The sequence below is a fragment of the Capilliphycus salinus ALCB114379 genome (assembly GCF_047276495.1).
GTDB classification, from domain to species: Bacteria; Cyanobacteriota; Cyanobacteriia; order Cyanobacteriales; family Microcoleaceae; genus Capilliphycus; species Capilliphycus salinus.
Map to the genome: position 1 here is coordinate 647,146 of NZ_CP178543.1, position 20,401 is coordinate 667,546.

The 20,401-nt window shown below is 45.3% G+C and carries 18 protein-coding genes; 9 read left to right on the forward strand and 9 right to left on the reverse strand.

Annotated features, from left to right (window positions below):
* Window positions 1–581: 581 nt before the first annotated feature.
* Both ACL6C3_RS02755 and ACL6C3_RS02760 read right to left on the reverse strand, forming a co-directional pair.
* On the reverse strand, window positions 582–770 hold the full coding sequence (locus tag ACL6C3_RS02755; RefSeq protein ID WP_413165132.1) for a hypothetical protein: 189 nt from the start codon (window positions 768–770) through the stop codon (window positions 582–584).
* Window positions 771–1,092: 322 nt separating this feature from the next.
* Window positions 1,093–2,592 (reverse strand): type II CAAX prenyl endopeptidase Rce1 family protein, encoded by a 1,500-nt coding sequence (locus ACL6C3_RS02760; RefSeq protein ID WP_413165134.1) that lies wholly within the window; start codon window positions 2,590–2,592, stop codon window positions 1,093–1,095.
* Window positions 2,593–2,771: 179 nt separating this feature from the next.
* Between ACL6C3_RS02760 and ACL6C3_RS02765 the strand changes: the two genes are divergently transcribed.
* Complete coding sequence (locus tag ACL6C3_RS02765; RefSeq protein WP_413165136.1) at window positions 2,772–2,990, forward strand: helix-turn-helix domain-containing protein; 219 nt, start codon at window positions 2,772–2,774, stop codon at window positions 2,988–2,990.
* A 3-nt stretch (window positions 2,991–2,993) separates the two neighbouring features.
* Here ACL6C3_RS02765 and ACL6C3_RS02770 read toward each other — a convergent pair whose 3' ends face one another.
* On the reverse strand, window positions 2,994–3,212 hold the full coding sequence (locus ACL6C3_RS02770) for a hypothetical protein (RefSeq protein ID WP_413165138.1): 219 nt from the start codon (window positions 3,210–3,212) through the stop codon (window positions 2,994–2,996).
* Between the two features lie 76 nt (window positions 3,213–3,288).
* Window positions 3,289–4,971, reverse strand: coding sequence for a dihydroxy-acid dehydratase (gene ilvD, locus ACL6C3_RS02775; protein ID WP_413165139.1), 1,683 nt, complete (start codon window positions 4,969–4,971; stop codon window positions 3,289–3,291).
* A gap of 334 nt (window positions 4,972–5,305) precedes the next feature.
* Between ilvD and ACL6C3_RS02780 the strand changes: the two genes are divergently transcribed.
* The 3 genes from ACL6C3_RS02780 to ACL6C3_RS02790 all read left to right on the forward strand — a co-directional run bounded on the left by ACL6C3_RS02780 (window position 5,306) and on the right by ACL6C3_RS02790 (window position 8,172).
* On the forward strand, window positions 5,306–6,139 hold the full coding sequence (locus ACL6C3_RS02780; protein ID WP_413165141.1) for a pentapeptide repeat-containing protein: 834 nt from the start codon (window positions 5,306–5,308) through the stop codon (window positions 6,137–6,139).
* 83 nt (window positions 6,140–6,222) lie between these two features.
* Window positions 6,223–7,239 carry a pentapeptide repeat-containing protein gene (locus ACL6C3_RS02785; RefSeq protein WP_413165143.1) on the forward strand — a complete coding sequence of 339 codons (1,017 nt, stop codon included), beginning with the start codon at window positions 6,223–6,225 and terminating at the stop codon, window positions 7,237–7,239.
* 27 nt (window positions 7,240–7,266) lie between these two features.
* Window positions 7,267–8,172 carry a ribonuclease D gene (locus tag ACL6C3_RS02790; RefSeq protein WP_413165145.1) on the forward strand — a complete coding sequence of 302 codons (906 nt, stop codon included), beginning with the start codon at window positions 7,267–7,269 and terminating at the stop codon, window positions 8,170–8,172.
* A gap of 356 nt (window positions 8,173–8,528) precedes the next feature.
* On the opposite strand, the gene pgsA is transcribed toward ACL6C3_RS02790, so the two are convergent.
* The 4 genes from pgsA to ACL6C3_RS02810 all read right to left on the reverse strand — a co-directional run bounded on the left by pgsA (window position 8,529) and on the right by ACL6C3_RS02810 (window position 13,787).
* On the reverse strand, window positions 8,529–9,047 hold the full coding sequence (gene pgsA / locus ACL6C3_RS02795; protein ID WP_413165147.1) for a CDP-diacylglycerol--glycerol-3-phosphate 3-phosphatidyltransferase: 519 nt from the start codon (window positions 9,045–9,047) through the stop codon (window positions 8,529–8,531).
* A gap of 171 nt (window positions 9,048–9,218) precedes the next feature.
* Window positions 9,219–9,917, reverse strand: a complete 699-nt coding sequence (locus ACL6C3_RS02800) for a sugar transferase (protein ID WP_413165149.1) — start codon at window positions 9,915–9,917, stop codon at window positions 9,219–9,221.
* A gap of 448 nt (window positions 9,918–10,365) precedes the next feature.
* A complete protein-coding gene (locus tag ACL6C3_RS02805) occupies window positions 10,366–12,138 on the reverse strand; it encodes a hypothetical protein (protein WP_413165151.1) in 1,773 nt (590 codons plus the stop codon).
* Window positions 12,139–12,140: 2 nt separating this feature from the next.
* Window positions 12,141–13,787, reverse strand: a complete 1,647-nt coding sequence (locus tag ACL6C3_RS02810; RefSeq protein ID WP_413165152.1) for a hypothetical protein — start codon at window positions 13,785–13,787, stop codon at window positions 12,141–12,143.
* A 662-nt stretch (window positions 13,788–14,449) separates the two neighbouring features.
* Between ACL6C3_RS02810 and ACL6C3_RS02815 the strand changes: the two genes are divergently transcribed.
* The 3 genes from ACL6C3_RS02815 (at window position 14,450) to cobT (ending at window position 17,105) form a co-directional block, all read left to right on the forward strand.
* The gene (locus ACL6C3_RS02815) at window positions 14,450–15,109 is read left to right on the forward strand and encodes a Crp/Fnr family transcriptional regulator (protein ID WP_413165154.1); all 660 of its coding nucleotides are present in this window, start codon (window positions 14,450–14,452) and stop codon (window positions 15,107–15,109) included.
* A 154-nt stretch (window positions 15,110–15,263) separates the two neighbouring features.
* The gene (locus tag ACL6C3_RS02820; protein ID WP_413165156.1) at window positions 15,264–15,962 is read left to right on the forward strand and encodes a DUF2232 domain-containing protein; all 699 of its coding nucleotides are present in this window, start codon (window positions 15,264–15,266) and stop codon (window positions 15,960–15,962) included.
* Between the two features lie 9 nt (window positions 15,963–15,971).
* Window positions 15,972–17,105, forward strand: coding sequence for a nicotinate mononucleotide-dependent phosphoribosyltransferase CobT (gene cobT / locus ACL6C3_RS02825; RefSeq protein ID WP_413165157.1), 1,134 nt, complete (start codon window positions 15,972–15,974; stop codon window positions 17,103–17,105).
* Between the two features lie 294 nt (window positions 17,106–17,399).
* On the opposite strand, the gene ACL6C3_RS02830 is transcribed toward cobT, so the two are convergent.
* Window positions 17,400–17,783, reverse strand: coding sequence for a hypothetical protein (locus tag ACL6C3_RS02830; protein WP_413165159.1), 384 nt, complete (start codon window positions 17,781–17,783; stop codon window positions 17,400–17,402).
* 894 nt (window positions 17,784–18,677) lie between these two features.
* On the opposite strand from ACL6C3_RS02830, the gene ACL6C3_RS02835 reads away from it, so the two are divergent.
* Window positions 18,678–19,217: a phycobiliprotein lyase gene (locus ACL6C3_RS02835; RefSeq protein ID WP_413165160.1), complete on the forward strand. Its 540-nt coding sequence runs from the start codon at window positions 18,678–18,680 to the stop codon at window positions 19,215–19,217.
* A 4-nt stretch (window positions 19,218–19,221) separates the two neighbouring features.
* A complete protein-coding gene (locus ACL6C3_RS02840) occupies window positions 19,222–20,400 on the forward strand; it encodes an extracellular solute-binding protein (RefSeq protein WP_413165162.1) in 1,179 nt (392 codons plus the stop codon).
* Window position 20,401: the final 1 nt, after the last annotated feature.

Here is a 20,401-nt window from a genome sequence, read left to right on the forward strand (position 1 = left end):
TTTCGTTCGTTGTTGGGCTTTAGCCCTTGATCTTAATTCGTTGTTGGGATGAACGCCTTTTTATGGTGCGCTGAAGCGCAACTACTAGCGCAACAACTCGCTTTTTTTCAGTTAGTTCGTTGTTGGGAGGAGCGCCCTTCTCTCGTGCGCTGAAGCGCAACTACTAGCGCAACAACTCGCTTTTTTTCAGTTAGTTCGTTGTTGGGAGGAGCGCCCTTCTCTCGTGCGCTGAAGCGCAACTACTAGCGCAACAACTCGCTTTTTTTCAGTTAGTTCGTTGTTGGGAGGAGCGCCCTTCTCTCGTGCGCTGAAGCGCAACTACTAGCGCAACAACTCGCTTTTTTTCAGTTAGTTCGTTGTTGGGAGGAGCGCCCTTCTCTCGTGCGCTGAAGCGCAACTACTAGCGCAACAACTCGCTTTTTTTCAGTTAGTTCGTTGTTGGGAGGAGCGCCCTTCTCTCGTGCGCTGAAGCGCAACTACTAGCGCAACAACTCGCTTTTTTTCAGTTAGTTCGTGTTGGGAGGAGCGCCCTTCTCTCGTGCGCTGAAGCGCAACTACTAGCGCAACAACGAGCGGAACAATTAATCATAAACCCAGTGCAGGAAAGGAACCGCAGCCGCACAAAACGCCATAAATACGAATAAACCGCCTAACATTCCAAAAAATAGGAATTCTTCGCCCCGTTTTTTCGCCAATCTAACGATAAGAAAGCTATAACCGTAGCAAGCGAGAAAGAAAATAACCGTGAAAGCGGTGAAATAATATTCCATAGGATAGATAACAAAAAACTGATCTGAATGTATAACAAAAGGCAAAAGGGATGAGGCAAAAGGCAAAAGTAAAATCCTTGCTGGAATTGGGTTTTAGCTTTTTAGATTTTCCTCTCCTTGTCAGCTTATTGCTAAGTTTTTCATTCAGTGGGAATTGTTTCGACTCTTTTATTGTAACGAAATTGAACACAAAAGGATGATACAAAAGGTAAATATTGTTAAACTATTATCATTTATTTACAAAAGTTTGTATCTCCCCTTTGTCTCTCGAAAAACCGGAGATTCGCGAGAAAAGCGTCTTCTCCTTTTTTTAAGATTTCTATCAGGCTGAACCGCTTCCGAGAATGTACAAACTCAGCAAAGTCCCGCTATTCCACAAACAATGCAACAACATAGATGATAACAAATTTCGCGATCGCGTATAAACAAACCCCAAAACAATTCCTAACGTCATCAAGGGAATTACTTCCGAGATATTCATGTGAGCGATCGCAAAGAATAAACTACTCAATAGTATAGCACTTCCGAGAGACATATATCGAGTCAAAGAAGGAAGTAAAAACCCGCGAAACATAATTTCTTCAAACACGGGTGCCGCAATAGAAGCCGTCACAAAAAAGATCACCAAAGCAACGGGATCTCGATTTTCCAAAGCAATAGGTAAAAGCGGGTTACTTCCCCCCTGTCCATCCCACAATTGTTGGTTAATTAAAGAGACTAAAATCACCAAAGGAAGTGCGGAAACATAACCGCCTAAACCCCACAAAAACCAGTTTGTCTTCCAATTCACATTAAACCAATCTTTGGGTAAAGGGAAAAAAGACTTCAAAGAAAAATATAAAACCGATAATCCACCCGCCGTCAAAAACCCATAATTTGCCAACACATAAAACGCTTTCCTGCGAACATCAAAATTGGCGGGATTGATATTTAAAACATTAAAAATTAAACCAAAGACCAGGGGAACCGCCAACTGTCCCACCAAAAAGAAACCGAGGATAAACACCTGAAGAATTGTTTCCCAATCCCAAGGCGTTAACCATTCAACACCCGTGTTTTTCGCCAGAATAGATTCTTTTCCTTTGAATAAAAATTGAATCCCCAAAACCAACAACAAAATCACACCCGCAAACAATCCCACCCCCGGAATTGCACTGATAATAGTCAGTTTAACAACCGCTTGTTCGGCTATTTCTTGTTCTTTGGCTTGCAGCGCTTGTAAATCTTGTTGTCGTTCTTGCAGTTGGTAGAGTCGAGATAAAGCCTGATAACTAAACCACCCCTCTAAATTACTTTCAATTGTCGATTCTGCATTCGGTAAAATTCGCGGAGGTTCGCTCCAAAGTCCCCGCAACACTTTAGCAAGTTCTACCTGTTGTTGAGTATTTTCTGATGAATTGGATTCTACAAAACTTTGCCAAGTGTTTAACGCTTCCTCTGTTTTTCCCTGTTCTGTTTGTAAAAGTCCGATGCGGATTTCCAATTCATCCTGCAATTGTTTTAACTGTATAATCGATTGCGAAGCCGGTTCTAAGGTTTGAATTCGTTCGAGATTATCTTGAGCGGCTTCCTGTACATTTTCATATTGTTGTAGGGCAGATTTTGCCGCATTTTCCCCGATAATATTATTTCGCAACGTGTCAAAATCGGGTTTAAATTGCTGCTCGGGTTTCCATTCGGTGGCGTGTAGAATTAAATTGGTTTGATAGAGTTCGAGACGGCTTTGAATTTGCGGTTGGGTGATACTATCAATTAATGAACCGCCCACAAGTAAAATCGTCAGTAAGGTGAGAATTCCTAAAATAATTCGCTTCGGTGTCATCGAGTCTCCCCAGAAGGTTCTAGCTTACAAAGACGTTTATTATAACAAATTATAGGCTTCTTTTTTCTCGGGTCTATTAGATGTCCGACCTACCAATAAACTTCTGTTAATTGAATCTCGTCCCAATTGCTACTTATCGTCTGTAGACAGATAGCGATCGCCCGCAGCATTATTGCTCAATGAACAATCAGCCTAGAAAAAAATTGGGCAACAATATTAGAAAACTTCGTATCCAGCAAGGACTTTCCCAGGAGCAACTGGCAGAAAAAGCCGACTTACATCGAACTTATATTGGTGCAATAGAACGGGGTGAACGAAATGTTAGTTTAGATAATATTGTTGCTATAGCTCACGCTCTCGGTGTCTCTGCAAGCCAACTTTTAGACGGAGTTGATTAATTGCTAATATCTCCAATTCGCCATCCATGCAATATAATCTTCTACAGACAACACCGATTCATATTCTTTACCAATGTTATAAGGAGGAGAAGTTACAGTTAAACCCAAACAATTTTCCGGTAATTGATTCATTAACTGTAAACAATCACCCTGATAAATTAATACATCCTCATCTTCATAAGCAGGATTTCCGAGAAAAGACTTAAATTCCCCTAATTCCATTGGTCATTTGTTAATCATCAAATCAACGCCAGATTAGGTAGGATGCCGGATATGATATCAGCACCCTACCCGTTAATTAACAGTCTAAATCCGTCACCGCCCCAACGCTACTCGAAGAAACCAACTTCGCATATTTCGCCAAAATCCCCTTTTTATAACGGGGTTGGGGAGGTTGCCATTTTTGACGGCGTTCTTCCAATTCCTCATCGGAAATATTCACCTGCAATAACTGGCTAGACGCATCAATCGTAATACTATCGCCCTCTTGAACCAAAGCAATATTACCGCCAACCGCAGCTTCCGGGGCGACATGACCGACAACTAAACCGTAGGTACCGCCGGAAAACCGTCCATCGGTAATCAACCCAACGGAGTCGCCCAACCCCGCCCCAATAATAGCGGAAGTCGGCGCCAACATTTCCCGCATTCCCGGACCACCTTTCGGACCCTCATAACGAACCACAACCACATCACCGGCTTGAATTTGACCGGCTAAAATAGCTTCTAAGCATTCTTCTTCCGAGTCGAACACCCGAGCCGGGCCAGTAATAGTCGGCTTTTTCACCCCGGTAATTTTGGCAACGCTGCCCTCTGCGGCGAGATTACCCTTTAGAATGGCTAAATGCCCTTGCTTGTACATCGGATTATCCCAAGGACGAATCACTTCTTGATCCGCAGACGGTTGAGAGGGAACCTCAGCTAACTGTTCCGCAACAGTTTTTCCGGTAATCGTTAACGCATCGCCGTGAATTAACCCCTGTTCGAGAAGCATTTTCATAATCACGGGAACGCCCCCGGCTTTATGAAAATCGGTGGTCACAAACCGGCCACTGGGTTTAAGATCGCACAGGACCGGCACCCGACGGCGTATGGTTTCAATATCATCAATCGTCAGTTCCACATCGGCCGCGTGGGCGATCGCTAACAAGTGTAACACCGAGTTGGTCGAACCGCCGACAGCCATAATCACGGCGATCGCATTTTCAAACGCCTTGCGGGTGAGAATTTGCCGGGGTAAAATCCGTTGACGAATAGCCTCGCGCAGCACAAACCCGGATTTTTCGGCGCTGTCGGCTTTTTCCGCATCTTCAGCCGCCATCGTCGAGGAATACATCAAACTCATCCCCATCGCTTCAAACGCCGAAGACATGGTATTCGCCGTAAACATACCCCCGCAGGAACCCGAACCCGGACAGGCTTTGCGTTCGACTTGCAGGAGGCGATCGTCGTTAATTTTGCCGGCGCTGTATTCGCCCACCGCTTCAAAGGCGCTAACGACAGTCAGATCGCAACCGTCCAAATTCCCCGGTTTAATCGTACCGCCATAGACAAAAATCGCCGGAATATTCATGCGGGCGATCGCGATCATCGCCCCCGGCATATTTTTATCGCAACCGCCAATCGCGAGAACCCCATCCATACTCTGCCCGTTGCAGGCGGTTTCAATGGCATCGGCGATCACCTCTCGGGAAACCAGAGAATATTTCATCCCCTCCGTTCCCATAGCAATCCCATCGCTGACGGTAATTGTACCAAACATTTGGGGCATGGCGCCGGCCTGTTTGAGAGCCGCTTCCGCCCGCAAAGCCAAATCATTTAATCCAATATTGCAGGGAGTAATGGTACTGTAACCATTAGCAATACCGACAATCGGCTTCTCAAAGTCGCCATCCCCAAAACCCACCGCTCGGAGCATCGCCCGGTTCGGTGTGCGTTTCGCTCCTTGGGTGACGGCTTGACTTCTAAAATTATCTGACATGACTCTCTCCCCTCTCAAGGTTTAATGGTATTGTGATCTTTTGCAACTCAGGCGCGATTCTCCCGTTCATCGTCTGTTGCGACTCTCTGCTGTAGTGGTCTAACCTGATTGTGACCCCGTTTCCTTTCTCTGTTTCTATTGTCGCAGAGTGTGGAGATTTCTCCCATACACAGTTGAGGTTGTTCCTGTGCAGATCAATCACCCTGTCAATCTCCGAGTTAAGATAGCAGTGTTTTCATGGTAAATCCTACTTGAAAATTGGGATCATAAAACAGCTACAGTAATTTGAAATATTAACTCGAACTATAGAAAATAATCAATTGAGGCGAATTCTATGCAAGTTGAAGAACTTTTGGAGCGATATAAAGCAGGCGAACGGATGTTTCGGGCGGTTAACTTAATTGGAGTTGATTTAAGGGGGGTAGACTTAAGCGAAGCCATTCTCGTGCGGGCCAACTTGCAAGATACCAGCTTTATTGATGCGAACCTCACCCAGGTTAATTTCCGCGAAGCCAAACTTATGGGCGTCGATCTCAGCAATGCCAACCTAATGGAAGCCAACCTGATCGGCGCCAACCTCACTCATGCTAAATTTAATTGGGCGGACTTGACCGGATCGAATCTGCGGGGGTCTTCCTCTAAGATGGTCAGTCTGACTCATGCCAATCTCACCGATGCCAACCTCACCGAAGCCAATTTGGTCGAGGCGAACTTTGTCGGCGCCAATTTAACCAATGCTACCCTGATTCGCACCAATTTAATGAAAGCCAACCTCACCGGTGCGGTTCTAGAAGGGGCAAATCTCACCAATGTTATCCTCCGAGAGTCTATCTTAGAAGGGGCAAACTTGGTTAATGCCATTCTCAGCGGTGCCTTGCTGATCGGCGCCAATTTTACCGAAGCTGATATGAGTCGCGTTACCATGATTGGGGCGGATCTGAGCGAAGCCAACTTGAGCGGCGTCAATTTGCGAGCGGCGAACGTCAGTTGGACAACCCTGCGGGGCGCTAACCTCAGTCGATCACGACTTTACCGGACCAAACTCAGTTGGTCAAACCTCAGCGGCGCCAATCTCTGCGAAGCCGTACTTCTTGATACTCGCCTCGATCATGCTAACCTCCGAGATGCAGACATCCGAGGGGCTATTTTACCCGAGCGGCGCGAGTAGATAAGTATTTCAAATCGTAACAAATCTGAGCCATCTCATCGGTATAGCGTGCCACAATTAAAAGAGAACTTGGAGGCTTCCGGATGGAGGTTAAAGAACTGTTACAGCGTTACGCGAGCGGACAACGAAATTTTGAAAAAATTAACCTCATTGGTGCGCGTCTGATTCATGCTAACCTCGAAGGGGTTAATTTTGCTGAAGCCTCCTTTGCCGGAGGCAATCTCAGTCATACAATACTCAATGAAAGTAATCTCAGCAATGCCTTTCTTTACGCCAGCAATCTCAGTTATATCAAACTCGGTAAAGGACGACTGATCGCCGCCGATCTGACCAAAGCCAATCTTGAAGGCGCCTTTTTGGTAAAATCCGATTTGCAAGGGGTTAAACTCAGCGGCGCGATTTTGCGAGGGGTAAACTTGCGATCGGCTAACCTCACCGGTGTAAACTTGTGTGGGGCGAATTTGAGCGGGGTCAATTTGCGATCGGCCAATCTCACTGATGCTAATCTCAGTTGGGCAAATCTTAGTTATGCTCGTTTAAATGATGCTAAACTTGACGGAACTCGTCTGAATGGAGTTGTTCTCCATCACGCTCATTTGGTTGAGGTTAATTTATCTGGGATGGATTTAAACGGGGTTGATTTTTCTCATGCAAACCTCAAAAAAGCAGACCTACAAAATACCGATTTAACCGCAGCCAATTTTCATCAAGCCCAAATGTCTCTCATCAATCTTCAAAAAGCCACTTTACACGGCGCCAACCTAACAGAATCCCTTCTCAAACAAAGCAATCTCACCGAAGCCGTTTTACTCAGAGCCGATTTATCTCAAGCCAATTTAACTAAAGCTGATTTAAGCGGAGCCAATCTCAATTTGTCAACCCTCATCGGTACAAACTTAACCAACGCCAACCTCCAACACGCTTATTTTTGGAAAGCTGATTTACGGGGAGCAAATTTATCCGGCGCCCAGTTACAAGGCGCAAGTTTACGAGGTGCAAATCTTGAAGGCGCAAATTTAGAAGGTGCCAATTTAATCGATACCATTATGCCGGATGGTTCGACTTCTAATTCTACCGAAAATTTGCCTCTTTGCTCCTAATTTTAGTTTCAATACTGGTCAACACGAATGCTTTATTTAACTGCACCTGAACCCATCAAAGCCGTTATCGCTCAACTCTCGGATGCTGAAATCTTATGGCTCGATACCGAAGTTGCAGATTATAAACACAAACCCCGCTTGTCTCTCATTCAAGTGTTGACTCCATCCGACGAGAACAGAGACCCTCACATCTACCTTTTTGATGTTTTAGACCAACCCGAATTAACCGATATATTTATCGATAAAATTATGGCAAATTCCGCCATAGAAAAAGTCTTTCACAATGCTAACTATGACCTAAAACTATTGGGGAAAAAACGAGCGAAAAACGTCACCTGTACCCTAGAAATGGCGAAAAAAATCCCCTATTATTTATTACCCGTTGAAAATTATCAACTCAAAACATTAGCCGCCAAACTCGGCAACTTTACCAACATCGATAAACAAGAACAAAGCAGCGATTGGGGACGGCGACCCCTCACCGAAAAACAGCTAGAATATGCTAAAATGGATCTAGTCTATTTGGCTCATATTCATCAACAGTTGCTCGAACTTCAACCCCTCGCCACACCCGATCCGACAGCAGAAGATCTCGACCAACTCGCCGCCCGCTATCAAGAAATCGTCGAACAATGGCAACTGTTAGACTCGGAAATCACTCACCTTCAAGAGCGTTTAAAACAAGCCATGAAAACTCAAGACGTCGCGGAAACAGACCGCTTTAAATTATCCAGTTCACAACGCAAAACCCTAAAAATTTCTTTTGCTGAACTCTCGGAATTTATTCAAACTCAAAACCTCGATTTTGATTTCCCCGTTACCCTCACTCAAGCCATACAAAAACAACTCGGAGAGACAATTAAACAACTTCCCACCCAAGAAGAAAAAACAACCGTTTGGCGTCTGATTCCTAAATCAACAGAAGACTCGTAGGAGCGGGTTATATATTAATTTACCTTTGTTAGAAATAACATTGCTAAAGGAAGGCGGAGCGGGTTTATATAGGTGATTTCGGGGACACATAAATTTGTTCGGAACCGGCCCCTACAATTCGCTATTAATCATTTTTATACCATTTCTTTCTAATCATGCAACTTTTGACGATTCGTTGATCCCTCCAGGCTTCGCCACCCCCCTTTTTAAGGGGGGATTAAGGGGGGATAAATTAGATGAAGCTTCACAAAGAATTGGTATTAGTAAGCTTTTAAGTCTTTCTATTACAAATAACATTAGTAAACTTGTCCTGACTAACTTTGCGGGTGCATCGCCACAACAAGCCGAACAACAAGTTACATTTCTGTTTCGGGTTTAGCCGGTAATAGATAAATAATTCCCGAAATTAACGTTAAAGCCACAGCCGCCCAAAACGCAACTAAACTGACAATTTCCCACTCAACCGGTAAAGGTGCAATTAATAAACAAATGGCGAAAATTTGCGTAACCGTTTTTAGTTTTCCCCAAATATTCGCCCCCGATATTTTAGTTTGATTCACCCGCCAACCCGCGATCGCCAACTCCCGTGCTAAAATTAAAAATACACCCCAAGCCGGAACTTGTCCCAATTCAATCAAGGCCAAAAGCGGTGCCAAAACCAACAACTTATCAACCAACGGATCGAGAAATTTTCCCAAGTCCGTCACTTGGTTGAGTTTGCGGGCGAGGTAGCCATCCAGCCAGTCCGTAGAAGCGGCGACCAGAAAAACCCCAAAACAAACCCACCGACTCTCTAGGGTCGGTTGATGCAAGCCAACCAGGAGTATGGGAACACCCAGTAACCGAGAAAATGTGATCCAGGTGGGTAGGTTCATCTTTAACTCCTTGCCTTGTATTCGACAAATACCAAAGCCGATCTTCAGCTATCGTATTGATTAGTATACACAAAAGAAAACCTAGCCAGGACTGTCCCAAGCTAGATTTGATCTCGGAGTAGATTGAAAATATTCAAGGTAAAAGTCAGGGTAAAGGATGATTAGGAGTTATTAATAGGCTCCGTGTTTGTTGACAACGGCAGTAATTGTTTTGATAATTAGTAGGATATCGTATAAAATAGACCACTTTTTTTGGTAATTGATATCCATCATCACAATTTCCTCAAAGTCATCAATACTCGAACGACCGTTGGCTTGCCATTCTCCGGTAATTCCCGGTTTCACATCTAACCGTCGCCAGTGATGATCTTGGTAGTTTTCAACTTCATCTGGAGTAGGAGGACGAGTCCCCACAATGCTCATTTCTCCCCGCAAAACATTCCAAAATTGGGGAAATTCATCGAGACTGGTCTTTCTTAAAAATTGACCTAAACGAGTAATACGAGGATCGCGATCGTTTTTGAAAATGTGACCTTTGGCTTGATTTTCAACCAAATGCTTCATCTGGTCGGCATTGACCACCATCGATCTAAATTTCCACATCCGAAAGGGTTTACCTCGAAAACCGCAACGAATTTGACTGTACAAAAGCGGACCCGGATCATCAAAACACATGATGATTTTAATCGGAATAGCAATAATTATTGTAATTGTCAACCCGATTAGGGCTAAAAAGATATCTATCAAACGTTTGAGTTTTGAGCGAACCGAAGGATGGATTTTTTTTCCCAGTTTTAAGCAGTTGGAACGGTATCCTTCGATTAAATACTTTTCGGCTGCATGGATAGACGATTTGGAAATTTCAGTCACAACTTTGTTACCCCGGCTTTATATTTTCAAGTGAATTGAAACTTCAATTTTATTCTAAGTAAACTTTTCATAAATTGGAAGTTCTTTGTTTGAGTTTGACCAAATTTTTACCAAAGCTTTAAAAAAAATCTGCGATTTTCACAATTCCCCTAATTTTGTAAAAATTTACCCCTGATAATTTTTTTGATTACCCTGCGATCGCCTAAAAAAAGGGGGATAAACCCTCAGGATATTCGGTACATTGACAACCTAATAGACTCAACCTCCTTTTGATAGAAATTCAAACCTTTGATCAAATCGATCAAAAAGCAATAATGTAGTTTACAATACAATTTTTTTTGAAAAATAATGTATTATATACTCTGAATACCTATCCATGCCCTTAGTTAGATAGTGATGTTTAAAATCTCCTGGCTTTAGGGCGGGAAAGGATGTCAAAGTGAGGATGTCAAAGTAAAGTCACAGCCGGTTCTTCTAGAGACTGGAGATAACCGGAAAACAGTTGGTTCAAATATTGACGAACGACATCCGCCCGTTCAAGATTGAGGTGATAGAGATGATCCTCATCTTCAACAAACAACTTCCCATCACAGAGGTTTTGATAGTCTGGAGTTTGTCGAGAAGCGGGATGAATCAACACCATTTCAGGGTCTTGGGGGACTAAACCGAGAGGAAACTGATCTTTGAGAATAGAAAGAATTCGTTTTTGACAGGAACGTGTATTAATTCCCCGACTTTCCAACACCTGCATCACCCCATCGACAGAGAGCGATCGCCCATCAAAACAGTTTAACAACTCTTTGAGGAGAAAAGAATCTCGATATTGATGTCGGGAACGATCCAAAACCTGAGGATAAAGCGGTAAAGACGCCAAACCCATTGCAACCTGAAGATGGGATTTTGATCGCGAATCAACCCCATCATTGGTGCTATCATTTTGAGAAATAACCGCATTGGGTAATTTTTGACGCAACCAACGATTTAACGCCGTCCAACCGCCATTTCCCCCCACACAAAAGGCTTGATTAATTCCAATACTGGAAATTCCAGCAATCGCTAAAGTATGATTGAGTTGACCATTTAACCCGTGAATAAACGGAGCCAGAACCAACCGTTCGAGATCGCTGAAATTCAGTTCCCAAGTATAACCCTCAACCTCCAAAGTATACTGTTGCTGTTGGGGAAGAACAATTTTAACAGACTTTGCCGCATCCAGCAACGCCACCCCCAAAGGCTGACTCTGTAACCGTTGGCGAAGACGATAACGAAGTTGTAAGTCGGGAGATCCAGCAACCGGCCAAATCAAATCCTCATCCCCAAACATCTGAGATTGTAACCGTTTTCCCGTTGGCGAATTGAGTAATAATTGACAAATTATATCCAGATCGAGAGCATCTCCGCCATAAGCCCAACTGTGACAGAAAAAATCAGAATTTTGCAAATTGTCAATGTGATCGCTGACTTCCACCAAAGCAATTTCTGTCGTTGTCGCCCCCGCATCGATCGCCAAAACTCCCTCTCCCGACATCGAGATCGTTTCCCCATCGCGAAATTGATCCAAAAAAATCGCGATCGCATTTTCCAGCCAAAAAACTTGTTCGGGACGTTTGACCAGGTTAGCATCAACGATCGCCTTTTCTATATTAAACCGATAAGCCTCCGTCGCCACCGAAGGAAAACCCACAATAACTCCCGCTAACCGTTGCATCGCCCAATGTAATGTTTTCAAGTCTAACCCCACCGCTTCAGCCGTGTAAAATTGGGGTAAAATTAAGCCTTTAAACTGTTTTTGGGGATAAGGGGTTAACGTCGAGAGTAATAGCTGTAAAGCCCGTTGAAATTTTCCTAAAAAAACCGTTTGATTGTCGGATAATTGGATTAACGGTACCGGAACTTGGCTGACTTCCGAAGCGCTATCTTGACTGATGCGAATATAGGGAATGGCAATATTGAGATAAGAGATAAAATTTTTGAATTCCCCCAACCCATTCGGTTTTTTCTGGTCGTTGACTTGAGAGGGTAAACGAAAAGTCACTTCGCGATCGCCAGGAATTTCTTCGCGATCGGATAAAAGGGTTGTTTTGGCTTTCCAAAAAATGGGGTAGAGTTTTTGAGTGTTGCGGTTGAGTAAACAGGCGGATAATCCGGTTCCGAGATCGAGGGCAAGATACCATTGATCTTGGAGGGGAATTCGATCTTCTTCGCTGTATTCTGTGGACATAGTTAAGGTTGCAATTTGTGATTCAAAGCCTCAAAATTGAGATCGTCTAAATCGGAGCGATCTTCGTCGGAGTTGCGAGATTTGACCTCCGAGTTATCAATAGTTGTTAGCAGTTCGTCGAGGGTCATTTCAGACGCATTGGCTTCGGCGAAAGGATTGACCTCAGCCGGGGAAGTTTCCGACCATAACTGCTCAAAACTGTCGATTTCCTTCTGTTTTTTCACCGAAGGAACCGAAGAAGTTTCCGGCTGGTCTTCTTCCTCGTAAAAGTCCGCTATACTGTTGTCTTCGCCGAGAAAAGATTGCTGTTCTAAAATTAACAAATCTTCTTCTAGCTGTTGTCGAATATTTTTACCGACCATCAGATGAGTGTCTACCTGATCGTCGTCTTCTTCTTCGGGTTGAGCGTGGGGTAAAAGATTTTCATGGGGTGAAGCCTGTATATAGTCTTCTGGATCTAACCGTTGGTTGTGCTGATTGGGGGACGTTCCAGGCTGAGTAAACTTAACAGAAGATGAGGGTAACATTTGAGATTCTAATACCGATTCGCTCAAGTCCAACACGCCAAAGACATCGTTGAGATCGTTGGGGCGCGCGCCAGCAATTTCCCAGTGATGTTTCTCAGGGGGAGAGTCAGAATCTAAAGAGATAACCGTTGGGGTGGGTTCTTCTGTGGGGGAAGTCGGCGAAATTTCCCCTTGAGCTTCAATCAACTCGTTTTGAACGGTTTCAAAGCTTGGGGGAGTTTGAGCGGGTTGTTGAGCCTGTGGGGGGGCGGAAATTTCTAATTCCGGTGCGACCGACTCCAACTTTTGGGTTGGGACTTCCGAATCTGAACTTGGGGAAAATTCGACACTCTCTCCGGGGGCGGAAATTGGCTCTTGGGCTTCAATTAAATCGTTTTCAAGGGTTTTATCCAAAGGGAGAATTGGATCGGCTTGTTGAGCCTGTGGGTGGGCGGAAATTTCCAATTCCGGTGCGACCGACTCCAATTCTACCGGACGGGTTAAAGCTTGCAAATCAATTTCAGGTTCTCGATCCGAGTCAACAGAGGCGTTCGGTTCAACAGTGGGCTTTGAAACTGCAATCTGTTGAGAGTCTAACCGCATCGAGGGCGGAATTTCTACCCCCGCATAGGGGAACAATTCCGGGGCTTTTGGGTTCGGTGTCGGATAAATATAGGTTTCTTGGGGGGGAATAAACACCGCCCGTCCCGCCGGTTGAGAAGAAAAACCCGGTTGAGTCTCAGCAGAAGGCTTAGAGGCGGTTTGGGCTTCTTGTCGCTGCTTTCTCAACCAACGCAGTTCCCGGATCAAAACGCGGCGCTCTTGCCGCATCGCCCGAATTTCTGCTTCAATAGTTTGAGTCAACTGACTCTGCCACTGCTGCAACTCTTCCCGAATCAGCAACCGGATAGATTCTTCTAACGATTGCAGTTCGGCATCGGTAACAGCAGCCATGAGATTTGGGCTATCTTGATGCTGACTCGGATCGACAGAGAGCAAATAACTTCGCACCTGTTCTAAAACTTGGCGCGATTGAATAATCGTATCTCCCATCACAACCAAAGGTGGCCGGGGATTCGATAAGCTTAAAGCCTCATCGATTTTCGAGATCAGAGCTTGAATGCGATCCGGTTGAACAGTCACGGCTATAATCGCCCCCTAAACTGATACCATGATAGGCTAGGGAAAGAGCCTACTCAAGTCAAACTAGCCCCTATTTTAGACCCTCTGTGACCATCGCTTAACTGTTGTCCGTTAGAAGTCCTCCGCCTGAATATGCCCCCGTCATCCCTAATCATCGTGGGGGTCGGTGGGGAAAAATCGGCTCATTGCAGTAGAAATGTCTGATAAAATAAGACACTTGCTGGAACGACCGCACTCGGGGGCGAAAACCAACTGTACAGAACAATCAGCAATTGTGAAAATGGCTGTCTTGCTGTGGATGCTGAGTGAGTCCGATCAAACTTCGGTTTTTGGACGGACCGGCACTGGCAACCCCAGAAGCCCACACGATAACCCTGCTGAGTTGGTCAGGGTTGGCTCGTTAAACACCCGCTCCCCGAAGGGAATAGCTGATTAATTCCCGCCTGTGGTGTTTCTCCTGGAGACTGTATGGGCGACTTCGGTTAGACCCCGGTTCAGAGTAAGGAACTGGAGAATACTGACCAACACCTTCGGAGCGCACCTTATAGGCTCCGTCCCCGGTCAAAAGACACGGGGGTTTGCAAACTACCGGATTTTTTTTACATGATACCCTCATGCCAGAATGGAATATGCCCCGGGACACCCAATCTGATATAATTCAGATGATCCTCTCTACATCTTTCTTTCAAGGTCTGCCGAGTGAAGCAATAGATAAAGCTACATCTCACATTGTCGGCCGCCAACACCCTCCCAATCAAGTGATTTTGCTCGAAAATGACTGGGGGAGTTCCGTCTATTTTATTCTCAATGGCTGGGTTAAAATACGCACCTACAATCTAGACGGTAAAGAAGTTACCCTGAATATTTTGGGAAAAGGTGAGATCTTTGGTGAGATGGCCGCCTTAGATGAGGTTCCCCGTTCAACCGATGTGATCACCCTCGCACCGACTTTGATTGGAAATATGCCCGCGACTGATTTTGTTGAGTTAATTAGCAGCGAACCGAAAGCGGGAATTCGACTGGCCCAATTGATGGGAAGGCGGCTGCGTCAAGTTAACCGACGGCTGCGCCTGCGGGAGTCAGACAGTACCTCCCGAGTCGCAGATATATTACTATTTTTAGCAGAAGGACAAGGACAAACCACCGATGAAGGAACCCAAATTCCCAACCTTCCCCACCGAGAGTTGAGCGGCTTAAGTGGACTGGCACGGGAGACAGTTACCCGAGTTCTGAGTAAACTGGAGAAAAAAGGATTAATTCATCGCGATCGCGATGTTCTCAGAATCCCTGATGTTCACGCTTTAGAGCGAATGCTAGTCTAGTTAACAACGAAGATTGTCCCTTCGTTTTTGGCCATCGGTGATTCGCTTGGGGTTAACATCAACGGTTTTGAGTCTCGTCGATCGCCCCTGAGCGTCAAAGATCTACCAACTCCCTCAATTTCTGCCCAAGCTGTTCTAGCGGTGTAAATTTTTTGTGACAAAGACCAAAAAACCTGACAATTCTTCGCCCCCACTCTCTCAACCCTCCAGAAACTCTCCACCTTCTTCTCCGAGTCGTTCTCCCCTGCCGATGGTGGAAACTGCATTTTTAGCCAGTGCCGCGAGTTTAATCTGGTTTGTCAATTATTATTTTCCCATCGGCCCGCTGTTAAGGGTATTTTTCCCTTTACCCATTGCTTTACTCTACTTGCGCTGGGGAAAACGAGAAGCTTGGCTCGGCGCTTTAACTTCCCTGCTATTGTTAACGGTGTTAATGGGACCGACTCGCAGCATTATATTTTTAATCCCCTACGGTTGGATGGGGGTCGTTATGGGCCAATTATGGAAACGGGGCGCCAACTGGTTTGTTTCGATCGGCATTGGTGCGATCATCGGTTCGATCGGCTTCTTTTTTCGCTACTGGCTGTTATCGATTTTACTCGGTCGAGATCTGTGGATCTACGCAACCACTCAAATTACAGAATTGGCCGAATGGATTTTTATCAAGTTGGGGATACTCGCTCCCCCCAGTTTAGCTCTCGTGCAGTTGATCGCGATCGCAATGGTAATTGTCAATAGCGCCGTTTACCTGTTTGTGGTTCATTTGGTGGCGCTGTTGTTGCTTGATCGCCTCAAAAGCCCCATTCCTCGCCCTCCCCATTGGGTGCAAGTCTTACTCGACTATGAAGGTTAGTTCCACACTGTGAGTGTTCGTGTCTATACTCAACCCCAACGGGGAAACCGATGGATCGGGCAATATCAAGGATGTCGGCCGATTTTTGCCTGTGTATTGGGCTTTACAGAAACCGGACTGATTCCCGGTATTTCGGCCGCCGGTGCGACTCCCGAAGCGAGAAAATATACCTGTGTCGCCGATGCTGAATTTCTCTACAACGGCCCCCAACCGACGCCTCAATATCCTTTACCGCCCCTGAGTGCGGGGGCTTCTCCGGTTTTGATTTCCCGCACGGTGGTTAACGATCTCAACATTCCCCTTTTTCTATTCAACGCCGGGTTGCCGATTCTTCCTGCTGTTCCTACGATTGATTTGGGCGGAGTTTCGGCAAAATGCGTCACATCCGGTGAGGCGATCGATTTAATTACTGTTAAACACTTATTTGAACAAGGGTTAGTTTGGGGAGAGCGACTCGCAAACCAAGCAACGGGAAGTTATTTGATTCTCGGAGAATGCGTGGTTGGGGGGACGACAACGGCTTTGGCTGTTTTATTGGGTTTGGGGTTGGCTGCGGAAAATAAGGTCAATAGCAGCCATCGCGATTGTAATCATACTCAAAAGTTGGCGATCGCGCGGAGGGGGCTTGCCCGTATCCCAACCGCAGAAGTGCGGGCGGCGAATTTATTCAACTCAACACCGGTTAAAAATTTAGATCCGCTGATCTTAGTGGCTGCGGTGGGCGATCCGATGCAAGTTGTGGTGGCGGGAATGGCGATCGCCGCCAGTCGGACTGCGGGGGTGTTGCTGGCTGGAGGGACTCAAATGTTAGCGGTTTATGGTCTGTGTCAAGCGATCGCCAACTGTTTTGATTTAAACTGGTGTCCCGAAGAAGTGGTGGTGGGAACGACCCGTTGGGTGGCTGAAGATCCCACCGGGGATACTGTCGGACTGGCCGAAGAAATTGGTTCTGTTCCCCTACTGGCGACTTTACTCAATTTTTCAACTTCCCGCTATCCTCAACTGAGGGCCTACGAGCAAGGTTATGTTAAAGAGGGAGTCGGGGCGGGTGGATGTGCGATCGCCTCTCATTTGTTGGGTTGGGACTCGATGCAACTGTTACAAGCCATTGAAGCTTTAGCCGATCGATACAGCAAAGGATAGACAGTCACCAGTCACCATATGCGGGAACGTCCGTTGCTCCGATACGGAAACCGCCAAGTCCGCACTGCCTCACCAGTCACCCTTCGGGTTCAGCAGTCGCTCTCTTGCGAACTTCGCTCTCGGCGGAAACCGCCGGGCCGCGAGTTCGCGCTCATGGGGGAAACCCCCAAGACCGCGCTGCTTCACCAGTCACCAGTTTTTTCAGGGAACACCGGATCAGGGAACACCGGATCAGGGAACACCGGATCAGGGAATAGGGAATAGGCAAGATCTCCCCATCTCCCCACCTCCCCACTAATGATGGGTTCTTTGGGAGAGTAGACGTTCTTCTAGGGCGGCGATGCGGTTATAAGCTGCGGTGAGTTGGGCGGTGAGTCTTTGAATTTGAATGTCGGCGGTGATACTGGGTTCTTCTCGGTGAATCATTCCTTTAGCGGTGACATAATCATCATCGCTTAAAATATCTTTATGTTCTAATTTCGATTCGAGTGAAAGGGGTTGACGGGTCAAAGACCGATGATCGGAAGCTTCTAGGTTGGGAGTATTTAAAACCTGTGTTTGTGCAGAGGTTTGGGAGGCAATCAGGTCGCTGACTCGATCGTTAACTTGCATTAAGATTTCGTAGAGCCGATCAACTTTGTGGTTCAAAGCGATGACTTGTTGATTAAGGGTATCCATAAAAATTCCTTTACTCTCTTTGTTACCGATTTCTCTCTTCAATCCTAGACAGAGAATTGCTCAACTGGTAAATTACTTCTTATTTATTTAACTTTTACCGTCAAATTCTCATTAAAGAAATTTTAATTCTGTATTTTTGACCCAGACCAGAATTTAGCCCAATCTTCTCTGTTGTTACTTAAGGAGTAGCAAGCTGTTTCATTTCTGGCGGAGGATAAAAGCTAGAACGGTCTTCTGACTTGAGTTAGTAATTCTCTGGTCAAGTTCTGAGAGTTTTGAGAAAATTCTGTTTTCTGAAATTGCCGAGTTTATTTTTAAATTTTGACCGACCGCTCCGAAATTGATTAAAAATTAATTAAGTTATTTATGATAGATAAATCGCCGAAAAATTGAAAGCACTTTGAACGAAAATTAACCCCGTGTTTGCCGGAGTTTCGGTCGATTAGTTGCCTATAAATTCTAAGTTTTTACCGGGGAAGGATGGAAGGTTGTTTTTAATCTAACTCAAGGAAAAATTTGATGACCTCTACCTTTTGCAGGATTTATTGATTGGGATTATAGATTAAAATCTGTGACAAACTGAAACAAATATCTAATCTTTCTCATAAAGATTGAGTAACAATCCGTCTAATCTAAACGGTAAATCAAAGTTTTGTATCAAGGGCAACTGCATTATTATTTTTTAGTCGGATATCCTCTGTTATAAATCAATATCAGCAAATCTCTCTCTTATCCTGAAACTGTTAACCGACTCTTGTAGTTGAAAATCAATCACCTTTGAGATTGCCATGTTGAGGTTTTTGTGTGTATATTAAGAATTGTAACACAATGAGAACCCCGGTACGAAACAAACCGTTTTGTATCTCAGTAGAACCGAGAGGAGGACTTTTCTAAATGACATCACCGATCCAACAAATCAAACTAGAGACTAGATCTCAAATCGAACAATATCTACGTCAATCGTCCGGGATGTGGCATTCCGAACGGCGTTACTACACTCTACCCGATGGCAAACCCCAAGAATGGGTGAGCCGTTTAACGGTAAGATTTTTAGAGCAAGGTAGCCCGGAACTGATTAAACTCGCCGAACTGCATGATCTCGACGATCGCAATGCTTTAGTCTGCGGTTCCTACATCGAATGGGAAAGCACCCGCTCGACAACCGATAAATCCCAATCGGAAGGATCGACCATCTTTGGCGTGTTGGGAGATATTCTCTATCGCGATCGCGGTTTTGCAACGACTGAACCGATCAACGCCAAATATTATCTGCCCAATCCTGACACATTATGCTTGCGAACCGAGTACAATGGTTCTGTATTCGAGGAAGAAATTAAACACATCGGCACAAAGTACCGCACCCGTCAGTCAATTATCACCCGGGCTGGCGAACAGCAAATGATTGGTCAGTATCTAGAAAAACGAATTCAGTAAGACAGTGAAGCGACGGAATTTTCTCCAGGGAACCAGTGTCATTCTATTAGGAAGTCTCGCCTTCGGATGTCGTCCTCAGGCGACACCCATAAAAATCGAACTTTTAAAAGACTCAGTTCCCGTGCAAATGGTGAGTAAGTTCCGTCAGGAATTCTCTAATCCTCAGGCGATCAATTTTATTCCTCAAGCGAGACTCAAAGACTTATACAACCTGCTGCAACGGGAGACGGAAAACCCCGAAGCCGATCAATCCTTACTCCAATACTTATACAACCTGCTGGGATGGGAAAAGGAAAATGCCGCCGATCAATCCCGATCGGATCTGGTGATGATCGGGGATTACTGGCTGACAGAAGCCATTCAACAGGGATTAGTCCAACCTCTCGATCCGAAAGCTTGGGAACGCTGGAATCAACTCCCCCCGCAATGGCAGGCTTTAGTCACCCGTAACCGTCAGGGGAAGTTAGATCCCGAAGGAGAAGTCTGGGGGGCGCCTTATCGTTGGGGAACGACGGTGATCGCCTATCGTCGAGATCAATTTGAATCTTTAGGGTGGACTCCTCAAGATTGGGGCGATTTGTGGCGAGAAGAAATTCGCGATCGCTTTTCTGTCCTCAATAGTCCTCGGGAGACGATCGGTTTAACCTTAAAAAAACTGGGTTCATCTTACAATACCACCAATTTAGATCAGGTTGATGGCTTAGAAGAAGAACTGCGTCAACTCAATCGCCGGGTCAAACTTTATGATTCCGATACCTACCTCAAACCTTTAATTACAGGCGATACTTGGTTGGCGGTGGGTTGGTCTACGGATTTTCCCGAAAAATTTCGCCGTCAACACAATATCGGCGTTGTGGTTCCCGCTTCGGGGACGGCGTTGTGGGCGGATGTGTGGGTACAACCGGCATCGGAAAAACCGGTTTCTGAGATTCCCTTAGCCCAAGCGTGGATTGATTTTTGTTGGCGGCCAGAAATTGCCACTCAAATGTCTTTACTAACGGGTACAACTTCGCCAATTGTGGTTAAAATGAACCCCAAGGATTTACCGGAAACGCTACAAACAAATCCGCTTCTGTTGCCAAAAGCGGAAATTTTAGATCGAAGTGAATTTTTACTGCCGTTGGAAGAATCTACGTTAAAACAATATCAATCACTGTGGCAAGAAATGCGCCAGAAGCGGTAAT